This is a genomic window from Kocuria palustris, assembly GCF_016907795.1.
Classification (GTDB): Bacteria; Actinomycetota; Actinomycetes; order Actinomycetales; family Micrococcaceae; genus Kocuria; species Kocuria palustris.
This window is the reverse complement of record NZ_JAFBCR010000001.1, coordinates 2,456,586-2,475,073: the sequence shown is the minus strand read 5'-3', so window position 1 is coordinate 2,475,073 and position 18,488 is coordinate 2,456,586. Positions and strand designations below refer to the sequence as shown.

The 18,488-nt window shown below is 71.7% G+C and carries 13 protein-coding genes and 1 tRNA gene; 7 read left to right on the top strand and 7 right to left on the bottom strand.

Annotated features, from left to right (window positions below; translation table 11 throughout):
* Window positions 1–8: 8 nt before the first annotated feature.
* The 3 genes from folP to JOE55_RS11030 are packed head-to-tail and all read left to right on the top strand — an operon-like array spanning window position 9 to window position 2,226.
* Window positions 9–962 carry a dihydropteroate synthase gene (folP, locus tag JOE55_RS11040; protein ID WP_204782940.1) on the top strand — a complete coding sequence of 318 codons (954 nt, stop codon included), beginning with the start codon at window positions 9–11 and terminating at the stop codon, window positions 960–962.
* Window positions 959–1,750, top strand: coding sequence for a dihydrofolate reductase family protein (locus JOE55_RS11035; protein ID WP_204782939.1), 792 nt, complete (start codon window positions 959–961; stop codon window positions 1,748–1,750). Before folP ends, JOE55_RS11035 begins: the two co-directional genes overlap by 4 nt.
* Window positions 1,751–1,761: 11 nt before the next feature.
* On the top strand, window positions 1,762–2,226 hold the full coding sequence (locus tag JOE55_RS11030) for a tRNA (cytidine(34)-2'-O)-methyltransferase (protein ID WP_024290877.1): 465 nt from the start codon (window positions 1,762–1,764) through the stop codon (window positions 2,224–2,226).
* An 88-nt stretch (window positions 2,227–2,314) separates the two neighbouring features.
* On the opposite strand, the gene JOE55_RS11025 is transcribed toward JOE55_RS11030, so the two are convergent.
* Window positions 2,315–3,916, bottom strand: a complete 1,602-nt coding sequence (locus JOE55_RS11025; protein WP_204782938.1) for a S1C family serine protease — start codon at window positions 3,914–3,916, stop codon at window positions 2,315–2,317.
* Window positions 3,917–4,235: 319 nt separating this feature from the next.
* Here JOE55_RS11025 and JOE55_RS11020 point away from each other — a divergent pair, with 319 nt between their 5' ends.
* Window positions 4,236–6,374: a TPM domain-containing protein gene (locus JOE55_RS11020; protein WP_204782937.1), complete on the top strand. Its 2,139-nt coding sequence runs from the start codon at window positions 4,236–4,238 to the stop codon at window positions 6,372–6,374.
* Between the two features lie 112 nt (window positions 6,375–6,486).
* The gene (locus JOE55_RS11015) at window positions 6,487–7,257 is read left to right on the top strand and encodes a PspA/IM30 family protein (RefSeq protein ID WP_204782936.1); all 771 of its coding nucleotides are present in this window, start codon (window positions 6,487–6,489) and stop codon (window positions 7,255–7,257) included.
* A 336-nt stretch (window positions 7,258–7,593) separates the two neighbouring features.
* On the opposite strand, the gene JOE55_RS11010 is transcribed toward JOE55_RS11015, so the two are convergent.
* The 3 genes from JOE55_RS11010 to JOE55_RS13460 form a co-directional block, all read right to left on the bottom strand.
* Window positions 7,594–7,670 (bottom strand) — tRNA-Met (locus JOE55_RS11010).
* A 190-nt stretch (window positions 7,671–7,860) separates the two neighbouring features.
* Window positions 7,861–10,902 (bottom strand): UPF0182 family protein, encoded by a 3,042-nt coding sequence (locus JOE55_RS11005; protein ID WP_204782935.1) that lies wholly within the window; start codon window positions 10,900–10,902, stop codon window positions 7,861–7,863.
* A 196-nt stretch (window positions 10,903–11,098) separates the two neighbouring features.
* A complete protein-coding gene (locus JOE55_RS13460) occupies window positions 11,099–12,229 on the bottom strand; it encodes a S16 family serine protease (protein ID WP_204782934.1) in 1,131 nt (376 codons plus the stop codon).
* A gap of 199 nt (window positions 12,230–12,428) precedes the next feature.
* On the opposite strand from JOE55_RS13460, the gene JOE55_RS10995 reads away from it, so the two are divergent.
* Window positions 12,429–13,865, top strand: a complete 1,437-nt coding sequence (locus tag JOE55_RS10995) for a zinc-dependent metalloprotease (RefSeq protein ID WP_239546630.1) — start codon at window positions 12,429–12,431, stop codon at window positions 13,863–13,865.
* Here JOE55_RS10995 and JOE55_RS10990 read toward each other — a convergent pair.
* Window positions 13,802–14,467: a M48 metallopeptidase family protein gene (locus JOE55_RS10990; RefSeq protein WP_204782932.1), complete on the bottom strand. Its 666-nt coding sequence runs from the start codon at window positions 14,465–14,467 to the stop codon at window positions 13,802–13,804. The genes JOE55_RS10995 and JOE55_RS10990 overlap by 64 nt on opposite strands.
* A gap of 136 nt (window positions 14,468–14,603) precedes the next feature.
* Between JOE55_RS10990 and JOE55_RS10985 the strand changes: the two genes are divergently transcribed.
* Window positions 14,604–15,428: a hypothetical protein gene (locus tag JOE55_RS10985; RefSeq protein WP_204782931.1), complete on the top strand. Its 825-nt coding sequence runs from the start codon at window positions 14,604–14,606 to the stop codon at window positions 15,426–15,428.
* Window positions 15,429–15,461: 33 nt separating this feature from the next.
* Here JOE55_RS10985 and JOE55_RS10980 read toward each other — a convergent pair whose 3' ends face one another.
* Complete coding sequence (locus tag JOE55_RS10980) at window positions 15,462–17,348, bottom strand: ATP-dependent helicase (protein WP_204782930.1); 1,887 nt, start codon at window positions 17,346–17,348, stop codon at window positions 15,462–15,464.
* Entirely contained in the window at window positions 17,342–18,460 is a 1,119-nt protein-coding gene (gene nudC, locus JOE55_RS10975; RefSeq protein ID WP_338125476.1) for an NAD(+) diphosphatase, read from the bottom strand. Before nudC ends, JOE55_RS10980 begins: the two co-directional genes overlap by 7 nt.
* Between the last annotated feature and the right edge of the window lie 28 nt (window positions 18,461–18,488).

The window sequence follows — 18,488 nt, the reverse complement described above, 5'->3', positions numbered from 1 at the left end:
GGGCTACCGTGACCGATGTGACCTCCGCACCTAGCTCCGTGCCCCCGAACCCCGCCGACGGGGTGCCCGCCCTGCGGCATCCGGTGCGCAGCCTGGCCGGGCGGCGGATCGACTTCCGCCGCGACCTGCTGGTCATGGGCATCGTCAACCGCACCCCCGACTCGTTCTACGACCGGGGCCGGACCTTCGGGCTCGAGGCCGCCGTGGCCGCCGGGGAGCGCCACGCGCAGGACGGCGCGGACTGGGTCGACGTCGGCGGCGTGCCCTTCGCCCCGGGCGAGGCCCTGGATCCGAGGGTCGAGGCCGATCGCGTGGTCCCGGTGATCGAGCAGCTGGCGCAGCTGCGCCCCGGTCTGATCCTCTCGGTCGACACCTTCCACGCGTCGGTGGCCGACGCCTGCCTGGCCGCCGGCGCGCACGTGGTCAACGACACCACCGGGCTCTCCGATCCCGAGATGGCCGAGGCGGTCCGCGACCACGACGCCCACGTGATCGTCACCCACTCCCTGAGCGGTCCCGGCGGCCCCCGGACACCGGTGCCGAATCCGCGCTACGACGACGTGGTCGCCGAGGTGCGCGAGTTCCTGGCCCGGCGGATCGACCACGCGCTGCAGCACGGCATCGCGGCGGACCGGCTGATCATCGATCCCGGCCACGACCTGCACAAGACCACCGTCCACTCGCTCGAGCTGACCCGGCGCCTGGGCGAGATCACGAGCCTGGGCCATCCCACGCTGGCGGCGGTGTCGAACAAGGACTTCGTGGGCGAATCCCTGGGCCTGCCGCGCGAGCAGCGCCTCGAGGGCTCGCTGGCGGCAGCGGTGGTCTGCGCCCTGAACGGCGCCCGGATCTTCCGCATGCACGAGCCCGCCCAGGCACGACGGGCGCTGGACATGGCGGCCACGATCATGGGCCTGCGCGAACCCGTCGAGGCCCGGCACAACATGGAAGGACCACGATGACGCATCCCGATGCGCCGGAGGATATCCGCGGACTCGAGCGGATCTGGCCCGAGCCCGGCTTCCTGAGCCTCGACGAGCTGCGCGAGGACTATGCGCGTACCTGGCCCGATGTCTCCGAGGGCTCCGGGGCCATGATGATCAGCTCGCTCGACGGCTCGGCGGTGCTCGGCGCGGTCTCCGGCGGACTGTCCTCGCCCGCCGATCAGAAGCTCATGGATGTGCAGCGCGGCGTCGTCGACGCCGTGGTGATCGGCGCAGGGACCCTGCGCGAGGAGGGCTACGGGGGCCTGCAGGTCCACGACGATTCCGCCGCCTGGCGCCGAGCCCGCGGCATGAGCGAGCACCCCGTGCTCGTGGTGGTCTCCCGCAGCCTGGACCTCGACCCGGCCTCGGACTTCCTGGCCGAGGCTCCCGTGCGGCCGCTGATCCTGACCGGTGCCGCGTCCTCCGCGCAGCGCAGGAAGGCCCTCGAGCAGGTGGCCGACGTCGAGGTGATCGACGACGGCACCGGCGGCGTGGATCCGCAGGCCGCCCATGAGCTCTTCGCCCGGCGCGGCTGGCAGCGGATCCACAGCGAGGGCGGTCCGACGGTGCTGGCGGCGTGGATGGCTGCGGGGCGGATCGCCGAGCTGCACCTGAGCCTGTCCCCCGTGCTCGCCGGCCGGACCCGGGCTGGCCTGCTGGGCGAGGCGATCGACCCGCAGCGCCTCGAGCTGGCCCAGGTGCTGCGCGACGGCTCGATGCTGCTCACGCGCTACCGGGTCCGGAAGGCCGCGCAGCGCCCGTAGACTCTGGGCCCATGGTGCGCATGCTTCTGGTGGAACCCGAGATCCCCGGCAACACGGGCAACGTCATCCGCCTCTCGGCGGTGACGGGTGCCGAGCTGCACCTGGTCGAGCCGCTGGGCTTCGACTTCGACGACGCCAAGCTGCGCCGCGCCGGACTGGACTACCACGACCTCGCGGGCATGCACGTCCACGCCGATCTCGAAGCCGCGTGGGAGGCGCTGCGACCGCAGCGCGTCTTCGCCTTCACCACCACCGGCACGTCCTCCCACACCGCCGTGCAGTGGCGCGACGACGACGTCATGATGTTCGGACGCGAGTCGGTGGGGCTGTCCGAGCAGCACAAGGCGGACCCACACGTGACGCAGGAGATCCGCATCCCCATGCTGCCGGCTCGCCGCTCGCTCAACCTGGCCAACAGCGTCTCGATCGCCGTCTACGAGGCCTGGCGCCAGAACGGCTTCGACGGCGCCGTGTGAGACGGCGAGCCGCCGCTCAGCACCCGAGCGGCGGCTCCGGCGCACCGACCCGGACGAGCGCTGACCTGCCCGGGGCCGGTGCCGCAGATCAGTCGGCGTCCGCCGCGTTGCCGACCGTGACCTCGACGGTCTTCTCCTGGCCGTCGCGCTCGTAGACCAGCTCGCCCTTCCCGCCTGCCGGGACCTCCCGCACCGCGGCGGTGAGCTCATCGGCATCGAGGGTGGTGTGGCCGTTGAAGCTGCGGATGATGTCGCCCTCCTGCAGGCCGGCGTCATCGGCCGGCGAGCCGTCCTCGACGGAGCGCACGAGCGCGCCCTCCGAGAAGGTCCGGCTCTCGCCGTCGTCGGCCGCGGCCGCCGAGACCCCGGCGCCCAGGTAGCCGTGGGTGGCCTCGCCGGTGTCGATGATCTCCTGGGCGATGCGCTCGGCCTGATCGATCGGGATGGCGAAGCCGACGCCGATGCTGCCTGCACCGGCGGATTCCTCGCCCGAGGCCGAGGCGATCGCCACGTTGATGCCGACGACCTTCCCGTCCACGTCGACCAGCGCGCCGCCGGAGTTGCCCGGGTTGATGGAGGCGTCGGTCTGGATCACGTTGAGGAACACCGATTCCGTCTGGCCCTGCGAGGAGTCGCCCTGGCCGTAGTCGAAGAAGAAGTCCTGCCAGCCGCCCCCGCCCTGGTCCTCCTCCGAGCTCTCGCCCTCGTCTGGGGTCTCGGGCACGGCGGAGGAGGCCACGGCGATCGTGCGATCGGTGGTGGAGATGATGCCGTCGGTGACCGTGCCGGACAGCCCCAGCGGAGCGCCGATCGCGATCGCGGTATCCCCCACGTTCAGATCGGACGAGCTGCCGAGCTCGGCGGGCACGAGCCCGTCCTCGTCGATCTTGATGACGGCCAGATCGGACAGCGGATCCGTCCCGACGACCTCGGCGGTGGTCACCGTGCCGTCCGAGAGCTGGACCTCGATCGACGGGTCGCTGGACTGCCCGTCCATGGTCACCACGTGGGTGTTGGTGAGGATGTGGCCCTCCTCGTCCAGGATGATCCCCGAACCGGAGCCTGCGCTCTGGCCGTCCGACGAGGAGATCGTCACGACCGAGGGCGAGGCCTTGGCCGCGGCGCCGGTGATCTCCGTGACGGAGTCGGTGTCGTTGACGATCAGCTCGCGCGAGGCCGCCGCTGTGGAGGCGGCGTCCGAGCCGGCGACCGTGTCCACGGCCGCGTAGGTCCCCGCCCCCACCAGGGCGGAGAGGATCAGACCGCCGGCGATCAGACCGGCACCGCCGCGGCGGCGGGTCCGCGCATCGGTGCCGCCGGCCTGGTGCCCCGGGCCGAATCCGGAGCCGGCCTGAGAGCCCGCTGCCTGCGGCTGCTGCGAGTACGGGCTGTGCGGCTCCGGCTGTCCGTACGGGCCTGCCGAGGACGCCTCCGCCTGGGGTCGCGTCGACGAGCCGGAATCCTGCGAGCCGGACGAGTACGGCCCTGCCGTCTGCCGCTGATCGCTCCCCTGCTGCTCAGGGTGCTGCTGCCCGGCGCGGGGATCCTGCCCGACGATCGGCTGCGGGGCCGTGCGCGGGGCGTCGCCGTCGGAGCCGGGGACCGGCTCGTGGGGCTGATGCCCCGGCTGCCATCCGGTGCCGCCGTCTCGGCGGTCGTCCGGACGGGGGGTGTCGGCGCCGTTGCTCAAGCCAGTGCTCCTCATGCGAAGTTCTCGTCGATGGATGCGCCCGGACTGTCCGGGAGCTGCTCCGGATCGGGCCGCGCAGGCCGGGCCCGCGCACGCGCATCGCGGCCCACAGTATCCAGCGTATGCCTGGAACACCGCTGGGTGTCGGGACGAGACCCCTGGGAGCCGCCTGTCCGAGCTCTGTGCGTCGACTGCCCTGCCCTCGGGGCGTCGCACCGGGCACCTATACTCGCCGGTGAGTGACCGACACCACGTCGCGGATCCCCTCGTCCATCGGATGCTCCGGTGCGCGCCGCACGCGACCGACCCCACGGAGACCATGCCTCAGCACAGCAGCAGGGCCAGCCGCCGATCCGGTGCCGCACAGCGCAGCATCGTCTGCGCCCTCGGGGCCGTCGCTGTGCTCAGCGCGGCCTCCCCGGCCTGGGCGGAGCCGCCGGTCGACCTGCCCAGCGACGAGCGCATCGTCGACGACTCGGGCGTCCTCCAGGATCCCGCCGGGCTCGAGGAGCAGATCGACGAGCTCACCCAGGATGAGGGCATCACGCTCAGCGTCGTGATCGTCGACGAGTTCACAGATGCCGCCTCCGCCGACGAATGGGTCGAGCAGACCTGGCTCGCCAGCGGGATGGGCAGCTCGGATGCCCTGCTGGCGGTGGCCTCCGAAGATCGGGAGGCGCGCTTCCTGGCCGGCGACGGCGGCGGCATCAGCCTCGACGAGCAGGACAGCATCTATCAGGACGAGATCGTCCCCGAGCTGTCCGACGACGACTGGGACGGGGCGGTGGCCGGTGCCGTCGAGGGCCTCGACCAGGCCGCAGGGGGCACCAGCGGCTCCTCCGACAGCGGCGACGGGGGCCTGTCCTTCAGCCCCGTGCTGCTGGTCCTGCTGATCGGCCTGGCCGCGATCTTCGTCCCGTTCGTCCTTCGCGTGGCCCGGCGAGTGAACAGGCAGCGCGCCGGCCAGCGTCAGCAGCAGGGCGAGGCCCGCCAATCGCGCTACGGCGAGTTCGCCGATGTCCCGATCAAGGAGCTGCGCGTGCGCGCCGGGGAGCAGATCGTCGCCGCCGACAACGCGATCCAGCACTCGGAGCAGGAGCTCGAGTTCGCCCGTCTGCAGTACAGCCAGGCGCAGGTCGCCCCCTTCGAGGAGGCGATCCGGCAGGCCAAGGAGCACATGCGGGCCTGCTTCGCGCTGCAGCAGCAGCTCGACGACCACATCCCGGACACCGAGGACGACCAGCGCTCCTGGCTCACGGAGATCATCGGCCGCACGCGGGATGCGCAGCGGCCTCTCGAGGAGCAGAAGGAGGCCTTCGCCGGGCTGCGGCAGCTGGAGACCCGTCTTCCCGAGGCCCTCGCCCAGCTGAAGGAGGAATCGCAGCGCGTCCGTCCGGAGCTCGACGCCGCCGCCGCCCACATCGACCAGCTCAGCACCCGCTACGCGGACTCGGCGCTGCAGCCGCTGCGCGAGGACCTCGGCCAGGCCCGCGAGCGCCTGCGCTTCGCGGACGACATGGCGGCAGCGGCAGAGGAGGCCGCCCACGGCGACGACCGCTCGAGCGCCGTCGTGCGGCTGCGCGCCGGCGAGGAGGGCGCCGGCCAGGCCGCCGGACTGCTGCGCTCGATCCGGGAGGCCGCGGACGGGCTGAGCGCGGCGGAGACCGGTCTGCGCGATGCCATGGCCCTTGCCCAGCGCGACATCGCCGAGGCCGAGTCCTATGCGGGCGATGGCTCCCGGCCGGATCTGGCGGCCGCCGCGGCCGGGGTGCGCTCCGTACTCGGGACCATCGACCAGCAGCTGAAGGACCAGCGCATCGACCCCGTCGAGCTGCAGCACCGCCTGGATCTCTCCCGGGATCAGCTCGATCGCACGCTGGGAGGGCTGCGCACCGCCGCCGAGCAGGACCGAGCGCTTCGCCGGCGGCTCGACCAGGCCATCGACTCGGCCCGAACCAGAGTGCAGGCCGCCGAGCGCTACATCTGGGGCAACCGCGGCGGCATCGGCCACGAGGCCCGCACCCGGCTCGCCAACGCCCAGAGCTATCTGGAGCGCGCGCAGGAGCTCGCCCAGTCCGATGCGCAGGCCGCTCTCGAGGCGGCGCAGCAGGCCGAGCACCACGCCCAGCAGGCCCTGGACGGCGCCCACACCGACTCTCTCGACTTCTCCCACCGCCGCTCCCCCGGATCCGGCAGCTACGGAGGGGCCGCGCTTGGCGGCATCCTCCTGGGCTCGATCCTCGACGAGGTCATGGACGGCTCGCGCCGCGGCTCCGGCGGATTCAGCGGCGGAGGCTTCAACGGCGGGTTCAGCGGAGGCTTCGGCGGAGGAGGGTTCGGCGGCGGGTCCTTCGGAGGCGGAGGGGGACGACGCCGTTCGAGCGGGGGCTCCTTCGGAGGCGGCGGGCGCCGCTCCGGCGGAGGCGGCGGACGTCGCAGCTCTGGCGGGAGGTTCTGAGGGCTCCGCCCGAACTCTCAGACAGACTCCCTCTCAGCACTGTTGACCAGCAGGCCGCACCGACCATCAGATTCCCAGCACCATCAGCTCCCCATCCACAGGAGGAACCGACATGTCCAAGCAGTCCATCTTCGGGCGCATCGCCCAGCTCACCCGCGCCAACATCAATGCGCTGATCGACCAGGCCGAGGATCCGCAGAAGATGCTCGATCAGATGGTGCGCGACTACACGGAGAACATCCGCGAGGCGGAGGCCGCCGTCGCCCAGACCATCGGACAGCTGCGGATGCTGGAGCAGGATCACGACGAGGACGTGCGCGAGGCCCAGGAGTGGGGCTCCAAGGCCCTGGCGGCCTCGAGCCGGGCGGATCAGTTCCGCAGCAGCGGCCAGAGCGGCGAGGCCGAGAAGTTCGACAACCTGACCAAGGTCGCCATCCAGCGCCAGATGCAGCACGAGTCCGAGGCGCGCGCGGCCGAGCCGCAGATCCAGGCGCAGACAGAGGTCGTCAACCGCCTCAAGGACGGTCTGAACAAGATGCGCGGCAAGCTCCAGGAGCTGTCGAACAAGCGCGATGAGCTCAATGCCCGGCAGAAGACCGTGCAGGCGCAGTCGCAGGTCCAGGATGCACTCAAGGCCTTCGACGTCATGGATCCCACGTCCGAGGTCTCGCGCTTCGAGGACAAGATCCGCCGTGAGGAGGCCCGCGTGATGGGCCAGCAGGAGCTCGCCGCCTCCAGCCTGGACGCCCAGTTCGAGTCACTGGAGGATCTCAGCCAGGAGTCCGAGGTCGAGGCCCGGTTCGCCGCCCTCAAGGCCGGGCGCACCACCGATCACCTCTCCAGCCTGCCCGCGCCCCAGCAGATCGGCGAGATCGAGCACTGAGCCCGCTGGACCCGACGGCCGGCCCGCTCCCCCGAGACACGGGGCAGCGGACCGGCCGTCGGTCTGTCCGCGGCCGATCGGCGCGCGAGGGCCACTGACGAGGGGCCCTTTCGCCGAGCCGAGCCCCCTGACGGGCAGGCCCCGCTCTCTCCTGCCGTCCGCGGCAGCGAGGAGTCGCTTGTGCAGGGCATCGGCAGGATCAAGCCCTGCACAAGCGACCCCTCGCTGCCGATGCGAGTCTCAAGGTGGGTCCATGCGGGGTTCAAGGTGGGCACAGGGTCCGGGCACAGCAGAAGACCCCCGGAACCGACGGTTCCGGGGGTCTTCTTCACTACGTGGTTGCGGGGGCAAGATTTGAACTTGCGACCTCTGGGTTATGAGCCCAGCGAGCTACCGAACTGCTCCACCCCGCGGCGACAGAGAAAGACTATACGCACTTCCCCGAGCCTTCGCAAACCGAGGGTCGCCCGGCGTTCACGGCCCGTCCACCAGCCCGTCGCCGACTGCCTCGCCCGCAGACGCAGGAAGGCCCCGTCGGGGTCGTGCGGTGCACGCCTTCCCGACGGGGCCCTCCTGCGCCTCAGCAGCCGACCGGCTGCCCGATCACTGATCTGCGTTCGGATCCGTGGGACCCGGCGAGGCGCTGGGGTCGATGCCCTCGGCCGTCATGGCCCGCCCCAGGGCGTCGTCGAGACGGTCCTGAGCCTCGCCGTAGGCGGCCCAGTCGCCCTCCTCCATGGCCGTCTGCGAGTCCTCCATGGCATCGGCCGCATCCGACAGCGCCGAGTCCAGGTCGGTGCCGCCGCTCGGAGCGGTGGTCTCGCCATCGGCGGGCTGCTCCTCCTCGGCCGGCTGCTCGCCGTCCTGGCCCTCCGCCGCCTCGGCGGCCTCGGCCTCGGTGACGCCCGCGCCGTCGGTCGTCTGAGCGCCCGAGTCGCCGCCGAAGACCTGGTCCAGGGCCTCGTCGAGCGTGGGAGCGAATCCGACCTCCTCGCCGAAGCTGACCAGCACGCGCCGCAGAGTGGGATAGCCGGACTCGCCCGAGGAGCGGACGTAGACGGGCTGGATGTACATCATGCCGTCGTTGACCGGCAGGGCCAGCATGTTGCCGTTGATCACCTCGGAGCCGCCCTGGCGCAGCAGGTTCAGGGCGGAGGAGACCTCGGTGTTCGAGTTGAAGTTGTTCTGCGCCTGGCCCGGTCCCGGGACCACGGAGCTGCGGGGCAGCTCGAGCAGCTTCAGGTCTCCGTACTCGTCCGACTTCACGCCGTCCTCGCCGGTGCCGGCATCGCCGTTGGCGGCCAGGTAGCCGTAGAGCACGTTGCGGGAGTTCTCCCCCTCGTTCTGCTGCGGGATGAACGGGGTGGTCAGCTGGAAGCTGGCCTCCGACTCCTCCGGCATCTGCATGGAGAGGTAGTACGGCGGGATGGCCGTGGAGGCGTCGGTCGTGGGGTCGTTCGGGATCGACCAGACGTCGTCGCCGGCGTAGAACGAGCCCGCATCGGTGACGTGGTACCGGTTGAGCAGCTCGCGCTGGACCTTGAAGATGTCCTCCGGGTAGCGCACGTGCTCCATCAGCTCGGCCGACATCTCCGAGTACGGCTTGTACGAGGTCGGGAAGATGCCCTGCCAGGCCTTCAGCACGGGATCCTCCTCGTCCCAGGCGTACAGGTCCACGGAGCCGTCGTACGCATCGACGGTCGCCTTGACCGAGTTGCGCATGTAGTTCGCCTGCTCGCTGGGCAGCGCCGCGGAGGCGCCCTCGGCGGTCGCGGTGTCCTCGGTCGCGTCGTCGAGCTCCATGGGCGTGGAGTACGGGTAGGCGTCCGAGGTCGTGTAGGCGTCCACGATCCACTTGACGCGCCCGTCCACGATGGCCGGGTAGGGGTTGCCGTCGACCGTGAGGTACGGGGCGACCTTCTCGACGCGCTCGCGCGGGGTGCGATCGAACAGGACCTGCGAATCGGGCCGCACGGCATCCGAGAACATCAGGTCCGTGGACTGGAACTTGATGGCGTAGGACAGCCGGTTCAGGGGGTTGCCCACGTTGGGGCCGCCCTCGCCGGAGAACGTGGTGCGGACGTCGTCCTCCTCGTCGTCCGAGGTCGACGGGCGATCCAGCTCGAGGTTCGGGTCCTCCTCCGCACCGCCGACGATCGAGTACTCGGGAGACTGCTCGCCGAAGTAGATCCGCGGCTCGTAGTCCTCCGAGATCTCGCCGCCGGCCATGATGCCGCCCTGGATGAACGACGGGGAGCCGTCGGCCTCCACGCGGTCGCCGAAGGCTGCGATCAGGCCGTAGCCGTGCGTGTAGACGACGTGCTGGTTGTACCAGCCGTCGGTCTCACCCTGGTTGAGCTCGCGGGCGGCCAGAACGGTGTCCTGGACCTGGCCGTCGATCTCGTAGCGGTCCACGTTCAGGGTGGAGGGGAAGGAGTAGTACGGGCGGAACTGCTGCAGCTGCGCGAAGGCCGGGGAGACGACGTTCGGGTCGAGCAGACGGATGTTGGACGTGGTCTCCTCGTAGTCGGCCAGCGCGCCCTCCTGCGTCTGCGTGGTCGCGTCATAGGCCTGGGTCTCGGTCTGATCCAGGCCGAAGGCGGCGCGAGTGCCGTCGATGTTGCGCTGGATGTACTCGTCCTCCATCTGCTGCTCGGAGGGCAGGACCTGGAAGCGCTGCACGAGCGACGGGTAGATCCCGCCTGCGACCACGGCGACGATCACGAGCATGGCCGTGCCGATCATGGGCAGGCGCCAGCGGCCCATGACGGCCGAGGCGACGAACAGCGCGGCGACGACAAGCGCAGCAGCGGCCAGGATCCCGCGCACCGGGATCACGGCGTTGACGTCCGTGTACATGGCGCCGGTCCAGCTGCCGCCGGTGTTGTTCAGGGTGGCGTAGCGGTCCAGCCAGAAGTTCACGCCCTGCAGGACCAGGAAGGCGGCGGCCGTGACGGCCAGCTGCACGCGGGCCGCGCGGCTGAAGCTCAGTCCGCGCTCGGAGAGGCGGATGGCGCCGTAGAGGTAGTGGACCAGCAGCGCCGCGATGCCGCACAGCAGCAGCGTGGAGGTCAGGAAGCCGATCAGCAGCTGCAGGAACGGCAGGGTGAAGACCCAGAAGGCCAGGTCCATGCCGAATTCGGGGTCGTCCTGCCCGAAGGGGATCTGGTGGAAGAACAGCAGCACGGTCTCCCACTGGGAGGCGATCGTGGAGGCCGTGAACAGCCCGAACAGCACGGGCACCGCGATCATGGCGATCCGGCGCACGGGCTCGAAGGCCTGCTGGTAGCGCCGCAGGTTGTCATCCGTGGCGTCGGCCGCGGTGATCGGCCGGCTGCGGTAGGCCACGCGCATGGAGATCCACAGCAGAGCAGCCACCAGCGCCGCGGCCACCAGGAACAGCCCCGCGCGGGCGATGTTCTGCGTGGCGAACACGTTCAGGTACCCGAGCTGGTCGAACCACAGGATCTCCGTGTACACCTGCGTGAACGCGACGAACGCGGCGATCAGCGCCACCACGATGATGACGGTCGGCAGCAGGGCTCCGTTGCGCCGGGACTGACGAGCCGCGGGCCCGTCTCCAGCGGGAGTGCTGCCTGCGGGGCCCTTCGGCGGGCGGGGCGGTTCTGCCGGTCCAGCGGTCACGAGATCCTGGGCCTTCCCTGGGGGTAGGAGCGTTCGAGCCGGTCCCGGATGACGCGCTGGTCAGCGCAGCTCGAGCGGGATGGTCGAAGATGTCAGGCGCTCCGACGACAGACGGGGCACCGCCTCCATTGTCAGGCCTGACGAGCACATGGGCAAAGTCGGTGAATCCTCTGGGAACCGGAAGAGCTGCCCGTGCTCAGTCCTGCGCGTCCCCGCAACTGGGCAGGGCGGACAGATCGCCGTCATCGGCCAGGACGGCCAGGGCCTCCTCGGCCTCGTCGAGGGTGTCCACGGCGACGACGGGCAGGCCGTCCGGGGTGTGGCCGCGCACCTCGTCGCAGTTCTCGACCGGCGCCAGGAAGAGATCCGCCCCGGCCTGCGAGGCCCCGATCATCTTCTGCCGGATGCCGCCGATCGGGCCGACGTCGCCCTCGGCGTCGATGGTCCCGGTGCCGACCACGTGGTGGTCTCCTGCCAGCGAGCCCTCGGTGAGCTGGTCGATCAGGCTCAGCGAGAGCATCATCCCGGCGCTCGGACCGCCCACGTCCTCCAGGCCGAAGTCGACCTCGAAGGGGAAGTCGAACTCGCGGTCCAGGTAGACGCCGAGCTGACGGCCGTGGCCCTCGTCGATCGTCTCGACGGAGACGTCGGTGCGGGTGCCGTCGCGCAGCACCGTGAGCTGGGCCGTGTCATCCGGCATGGCCAGGAGGTCGTCGCGCAGGGACTCGAACGAGGCGATGGGCTCGCCGTCGAGCTCGAGCAGCTGGTCGCCGACCCGCAGGGACGACTCCGCGGGCACTCCGGGCTCGATCGCGGAAACGCTCAGGGAGGTCTCGTAGTCGTAATCGAGGTCGTTGAGCCCGGCGGCGATCGCCATGTCCTGTGAGGACTCCATGGCTGCGGTGCCGGAGTCGGTGACCTCCTCCTGCGTGGTCGCCGGCGGGTACATGACCTCCAGCGGCACGACCGCCATCCCCGGATCCGCCCACGAGATCATGGTCTCGAGCACCCGGGGGCTCGAGCCCGGCCCGCCGACCACGTAGACGGTCGAGAAGTCGAGCTGCGAGTCGGTGGGAAAGGTCTCGGCCCCGTCGATCGTCATGATCGGCTGCTCGCCGACCTCGCCGGCGATGTCGAATGTGGGCCCCGGCCGCTCGACCACGTACGGGGTGGGGGTCCAGGCGCACACGATCAGCAGCGCACCAGCCGCGATCAGCGATCCGCCTTCCAGGCCGGGGCGGAGTCGGGGGCGGGACACGGGGATCAGGACCTCGGGATCTTCTCGGGCACCGGCGGGACGGGGCTGCTCGCACTCGACGAGCGGCACCGACCGATCCTAGTCCGACGCGCCCCGACATGCTTCCAGCGAACGGCGGGCCGCGGCCGAGTCGGCGTCGCTACCCTGGGACCACGACGCCCGCGTGCCCAGCGCACGAGGGCCCGCAGCAGACCGCCGGACGCAGCCCGACCAGGGCGGCGCCGACGCCGCACACGCAGCCATCGATCTTCAGAACAGGACCAGGACCATGAGCTCCCAGTCACCGAACGGCGACGACGACCGCGAGGGTCAGGGCCAGGACCCCTTCCAGCAGATGTTCCAGCAGTTCCTGGGGCAGTCCGGGATGTCCCAGGAGGACCTGCAGAAGATGGGCATGCCGACCGATCCCGCCGCCATGCAGGCCATGTTCGCGCAGGTGCAGTCCATGTTCTCGGGCGCTGGCCAGGACGGCCCCGTCAACTGGCAGGCCGCCAAGGACCATGCCCGCCGGGTCGTCTCGGCCGGCGGGGATCCGTCCGTGACCGATGCCCAGCGCAAGGTCGTCGACGACGCCGTCCAGCTCGCGCAGCTGTGGGTCGAGGACCACACGAGCTTCGGGCAGGCTCCGCTGCAGCCGGCTGCGTGGTCGCGCTCCGAGTGGGTCGAGGGCACGTTCGAGACCTGGCGGGAGATCACCGGCCCCGTGGCCGAGTCGATCACCAAGGCGCTGACGGACACCCTCACCCAGCAGCTGCCGGAGGAGGTCTCCCAGATGATGGGCGGGGCCTCGAACATGCTCGCCGGTGCCGGCGGGATGATGTTCGCCATGCAGCTGGGCCAGGCCCTCGGCGGCCTGGCCGCCGAGGTCGTCTCGTCCTCGGACATCGGCCTGCCGCTGGGCGGGGACCGTCCGGCCATGCTCCCGCGCAACGTCGAGGAGTTCGGCGAGGGCCTGGACATCCCCGCTCAGGAGGTCGTGATCTACCTCGCCGTCCGCGAGGTCGTGCACACGCGCCTCTTCCACGCCTCGCCCTGGCTGCGCCCCCACCTCATCGATCTGATCACCCGGTTCTCCCGCGAGATCCACATCGACATGGAGCGCATCGAGGGCCTGGCCGCGGACATCGATCCCTCGGATCCCTCCGCCGTGCAGGAGGCCCTGGGCTCCGGGGTCTTCGTGCCCGAGCAGTCCGCCGAGCAGAAGGCCGTGCTGGGCCGCCTCGAGACGCTGCTGGCGCTGATCGAGGGCTGGGTCGACGTCGTGACGGTGCGCGCGACCGCCAACCTGCCTTCGTCGGCTGCGCTGTCGGAGACCATCCGCCGTCGTCGCGCCTCGGGCGGGCCGGCCGAGCACGCCTTCGCGTCCCTGATCGGGCTCGAGCTGCGCCCGCGCCGCATGCGCGACGCCGCCGCCTTCTGGGAGCGCGTCGAGCAGCGCCGCGGCCTCGAGGACCGCGACGGCCTCTGGGAGTCCGCCGAGCTGCTGCCCACCGACGAGGATCTCGACGATCCGGAGGGCTACGAGTCCCGTCGCGGGCTGCTCACGGCCTCCGAGGACGAGCTCGACGCCGCCCTGCGCAGCCTCCTGGACAGCGAGTCGATGTCCGAGGACGACGCACAGGACTCCGGCTCCTCCGCGGATCAGGATCCCGAGTCGGGCCCCGGCCCGGACTCCGATCCGGACTCGGGAGACAGCGGACGCTGATCCGGCTCCCCCAGGGCCCAGGCCGCTCCCTCGAGGAAGGCCTGGGCCCTGTCCATGTCCGGGTGCAGCGCCTCCAGACGACGGAACTGCGGACCGTGGCCGGCCTCCAGCAGGTGGCACAGCTCGTGGTGCAGCACGGTGTCGAGCACCCATTCGGGGGCGCTGCGCAGGCGATCCGAGACGCGGATCCGACCGGTGGCCGGCGTGGCCGAGGCCCAGCGCGCGGTCTGCCGGGACGTCCACACCACGTCCGTCGGCTGCGCCCGGCCCCCGAGAAGGCGCTCGGAGAGCTCCCGAGCACGGCCCATCAGGTACTCGTCGCGCCCGCGCGCGTTCGAGGCGGCTCGGGTGCGCTCGCGCTGGTCGACCAGGCGGGTGGTCATCTGCTCGGCCCATCGCGCGACCTCGCGGGACGACATCATCGCGGGGACCTGCAGGATGATCCGCTCCCCCGACCAGTGCGCGGAGACCGTGCGGCGGCGGCGCTGCGAGCGCCGGACCTCGACCTCGGGCTCCTCGCGGGTCTCGGCGGAGGCGCCTGCAGCGGCAGCGCTGTCCGGACGATCGGCGGAGTGCTGGCGGGGGCGACGGGCGGCAGGCATGGACCGAAGGCTACCCATCCTCGCCTGTGGACAGCGCTCGAGACTGCTCGAGGCCGCGCAGACTGCAGGCCCGGGGCGCTTCCCGGATCCGCTCGGTGCGCCATCGAGCGCGCTGCCGCCTGCTGAGAGGACTCCCATGCTGCCCACAGCCCCCGTTCCCGCCGCACCGGCACGGCTCGACCCGCTGCTCATGCCCCGCTCCAGCACCACGCACCTGCGTCTGGGCGCGGCCGTGTGCGACGTGCGCGTGCTGCTGCTGGGCCTGAGCCCCCTCACGGCGGCCGCGGCCGTGATGCTGGCCGGGTGCGGGGTGCGCGGCTTCACCGTGGCCGACGACGGCTGGGTCACGTGGGCGGATGCCCGCGCAGGCTCCTTCGACTCGACCGAGGTGGGACTGCCCCGGGACCTGTGCACGCGCCGGCGCATCCGGGCGGCCAACGCGCTGGCGGCCCCGGTGACCTGGACCGATGATGTCCTCACCGACGCCCGACCCGGCCGTGTGGTGCTGCGGGCCTCCCGGCTGCGCGCTGCCGCGCAGGAGGGGCTCCGGCTCGAGGTGCCCGGCGACCATCTGAGGCTGCCGGACGGGGTGCCCCTGGTGGAGGTGCTGCAGCTGCCCGAGCTCGCGGGGCTCAGCGCCGCGGTCCTTGAACAGACCGGCGCCTGGCACCGGCGCCCCTGCCAGCAGTGCCTGCAGCGGATCGCCGAGCACGCCCACCAGGACGGCGCGCAGCAGCTGGACCGGCCTGGGCCGCTGATGGCCATGCGCGCAGCGGCGCCCGCTCATACGGCGTGGGCAGCGGGAATGGTCGTCCAGGCGGTGCTGGCCGCCGCCCTGGAGCCCGAGGAGCCGCACCAGAAGTCGCCGCGGCGGTGGCTGCTCGGTCCCGGGCACCCCTTCAGCACCCGCACCGCCGTGTCCGAGCCGCCCGGATCCGCCTGCGACCTGTGCCGCGTGTGAACTGCGCCCGGCGGATCGGCTGCCGGACGCGGCTCAGCGGGTGAGCAGGAGGTCCTTCAGGAAGCGCGACGGGCGCCGGTTGGCGCGTCCGCCCGGGGTCCGCGAGGCTGAGCACGAGAGCATCAGCTGCTCGCGGGCACGGGTGATGCCGACGTAGAGCAGTCGGCGCTCCTCGTCGATCTCGTCCGAGGTCTCGGCGAACGTGATCGGCATGAGCCCCTCCGACAGCCCCGTCAGGAAGACCGCGTCCCACTCCAGGCCCTTGGCCGAGTGCAGGGAGGCCAGGGTGACCCCCTCGACCGGGGGCGCGTCCTGGGCCACGGCCCGACGACCCAGCTCCTCGGCCACGTGCCGCAGGGTGAACGGGCCGGGGCCCTCCGTCCCGGCGCGCTGAGCGGCCTGGAGCGATTCGGTGTGCGCGGCGGCCAGGCGGTCCGTCATGTCCACCAGCGCCGCCATGGACTCCCACTTCTCCCGCGTGCTGCCCACGGTGCGCGGGGCGTGCTGCGACCAGCCCAGCGAGCGCAGCATGTCCCGGACCTGCTGGGCCACGGCGCCGGTTCCGGACTCCGCCTCGGCCCTTGCCGCGGAGCGGATCTGCACCATGGCCTGGCGCACCTCCGGACGGCGGAAGAACTGCTCGGTGCCGCGCAGCCGGAAGCCGATGCCGGCATCGGCCAGTGCGGTCTCGAAGGCCTGGGCCTGCCCGTTGGTGCGGTAGAGCACGGCGATCTCGGTGGCCGGGACGCCGTCCTGGAGCAGGTCCTGGATGCGCACAGCGGTGCCCTGGGCCTCGGCCTGATCGTCCTGGTACTCGTGCCAGTCCGGGACGGGACCGGCGGCGCGCTGCCCCACCAGGCGCAGGGGCTCGGCCCACAGCCCCTCGGTCGAATCCGGGCCGGCACGACGCGCACTGAGCAGGCGATTGGCCGTGTCCACGATCTGCGGGGTGGAGCGGTAGTCGCGCACCAGGCGGATCACCCGGGCGGATTCGTAGCGCGCCGGGAACTCGAGCAGGTGCCGAGACGTGGCGCCCGTGAACGAGTAGATGGTCTGGGAGGCATCGCCCACCACGCACAGGTCGTCGCGCGGGCCGAGCCAGGCGTCCAGGAGGCGCTGCTGCAGCGGCGAGACGTCCTGGTACTCGTCGACCACGAAGTGCTGGTACTGCGCCCGCACAGCCGCCGCGATCCGCTGGTCCTCCTCGAGGATGCCGGTCATGATGGCCAGCACGTCCTCGAAGTCGATCAGGTTCCGGTCGGTCTTGAGATCCTCGTAGGTCTGCCACAGCCGCTGGATCGTGGTGGCGCTGTGCCCGCCGGGCAGATCCCGGACGGAGCCGGCCGCGGCCTCTCGGGCGATGGCATCCGGGTACATGTCCGGCACGAGCAGCAGCGCCCGGGCGCGCTCGATCTCCCCCGACAGGTCGCGGATCGCCGCGCGGTCGCTGCTCAGGCGCATGGAGCCGGCCGCCTCCGCGATCAGCCGCGCCTTGTGCGTGACCAGGTCCGGGATGGAGCCGCCGACGGCCTGGGGCCAGAAGTACTGCAGCTGGCGCAGGGCCGCCGAGTGGAACGTCCGGGCCTGCACGCCCTCCGCGCCCAGCAGACGCAGGCGATCGCGCATCTCGTGGGCGGCCCGGGCCGTGAAGGTCAGGGCCAGGACCTTCTGGGGGGTGTAGACCCCCGTGGCGATCCCGTAGGCGATCCGGTGGGTGATGGCCCGGGTCTTGCCGGTGCCCGCGCCGGCCAGCAGGCACACCGGTCCGCGCAGGGCCGTGGCGGCCTCGCGCTGCTCGGGATCCAGGCCTTCGAGGATGCGCTCCTCGAGAGGAAGCTGCTCGGTCCCCGGCAGCGCGAACAGTGCCGCGGAGGCGGCGTCCGGGACGATCTCGCGCTCGAGGTGCTCCAGGCTCACCATTCGGCCCCCGTCAGAGGGCTGCCGTTCCAGTGCTCGATCAGGGAGCGGGCGATGGAGATCCGCCCGGGCAGAAGCAGCTCACCGACCTCCGAGGTGCGGCGCAGCTGCTCGCGGGTCACCCAGCGCAGCTCGGCGATCTCCTCGCCGTCCGGGGCGACCTGCCCGCCCTGCAGGCGCGCGGTGCAGCCGATCATCAGCGATCGCGGGAAGGGCCACGGCTGGGAGCCCAGGATGCGGACATCGCCCACGTCCGCCCCGGACTCCTCCTGGATCTCGCGGCGCACCGCCTGATCGATCGACTCCCCCGGTTCCACGAACCCAGCCAGCGTGGAGAAGCGGCCCTCCGGCCAGGCCGCCGCGCGGCCCAGCAGCAGGCGCTCCTGGTCGCTTCCGGGCTCGCCGTCGGTGACGGCCACGATGATCGCGGGATCGGTGCGGGGGAAGTGCAGGGAGGAGTCCTGCGGGCAGACGCGTATCCAGCCCGAGCGCGCGACCTCCGTGACCTCGCCGCAGCGCGGGCAGCGGGGGTGGTCCAGATGCCAGGCCATGGCGGCCTGAGCAGCCACCGCCAGCGCCTCGTCCTCCGGGGACCGGCCGATCATGGACAGGGCCGCCTGACGCAGCCCCTGCCACTGATGTCCCGGGGCAGCGGTGTCGAGCTGAGCCTGGACGGCCGCGATCTGCTGGCCGAGCTCGTCGACCACGCCGTGGGTGGTGTCCTGCAGAGCGGACTGGGAATCGTCCAGGACGCGCACAGTGACTCCCACGCGCTGCTGCGGATCATGCTCCTCGTCCGGCAGCACGGCGGCGGCGGCTACCTCTCCCAGAAAGACCTCCGGCCGGGCGGGATCCGCCGGAAGCTCCGGCAGCTGCGAGCGCTCCAGCAGCACCAGGCGGTCCCCGCGCAGGGGAAGCCGCCCGCCGAGCAGCACGAGCACGAGCCGGGCGCCGCGGCGCAGATCCGTGCGCTCGCGCTCGACCGCGCGCCGGTCCAGCGCCTCCGTGGAGAGCATGGACGAGGGGTCCAGACGATCGAAGCCCGGCCCCGAGGAGGTGCCGGGCGCCTGGTGATCGTGGGCGGAAGGTGCATTGCGGGTCTGGTCTGTAGGCACGCGACCACTGTAGAGCCCGCAGCTGACG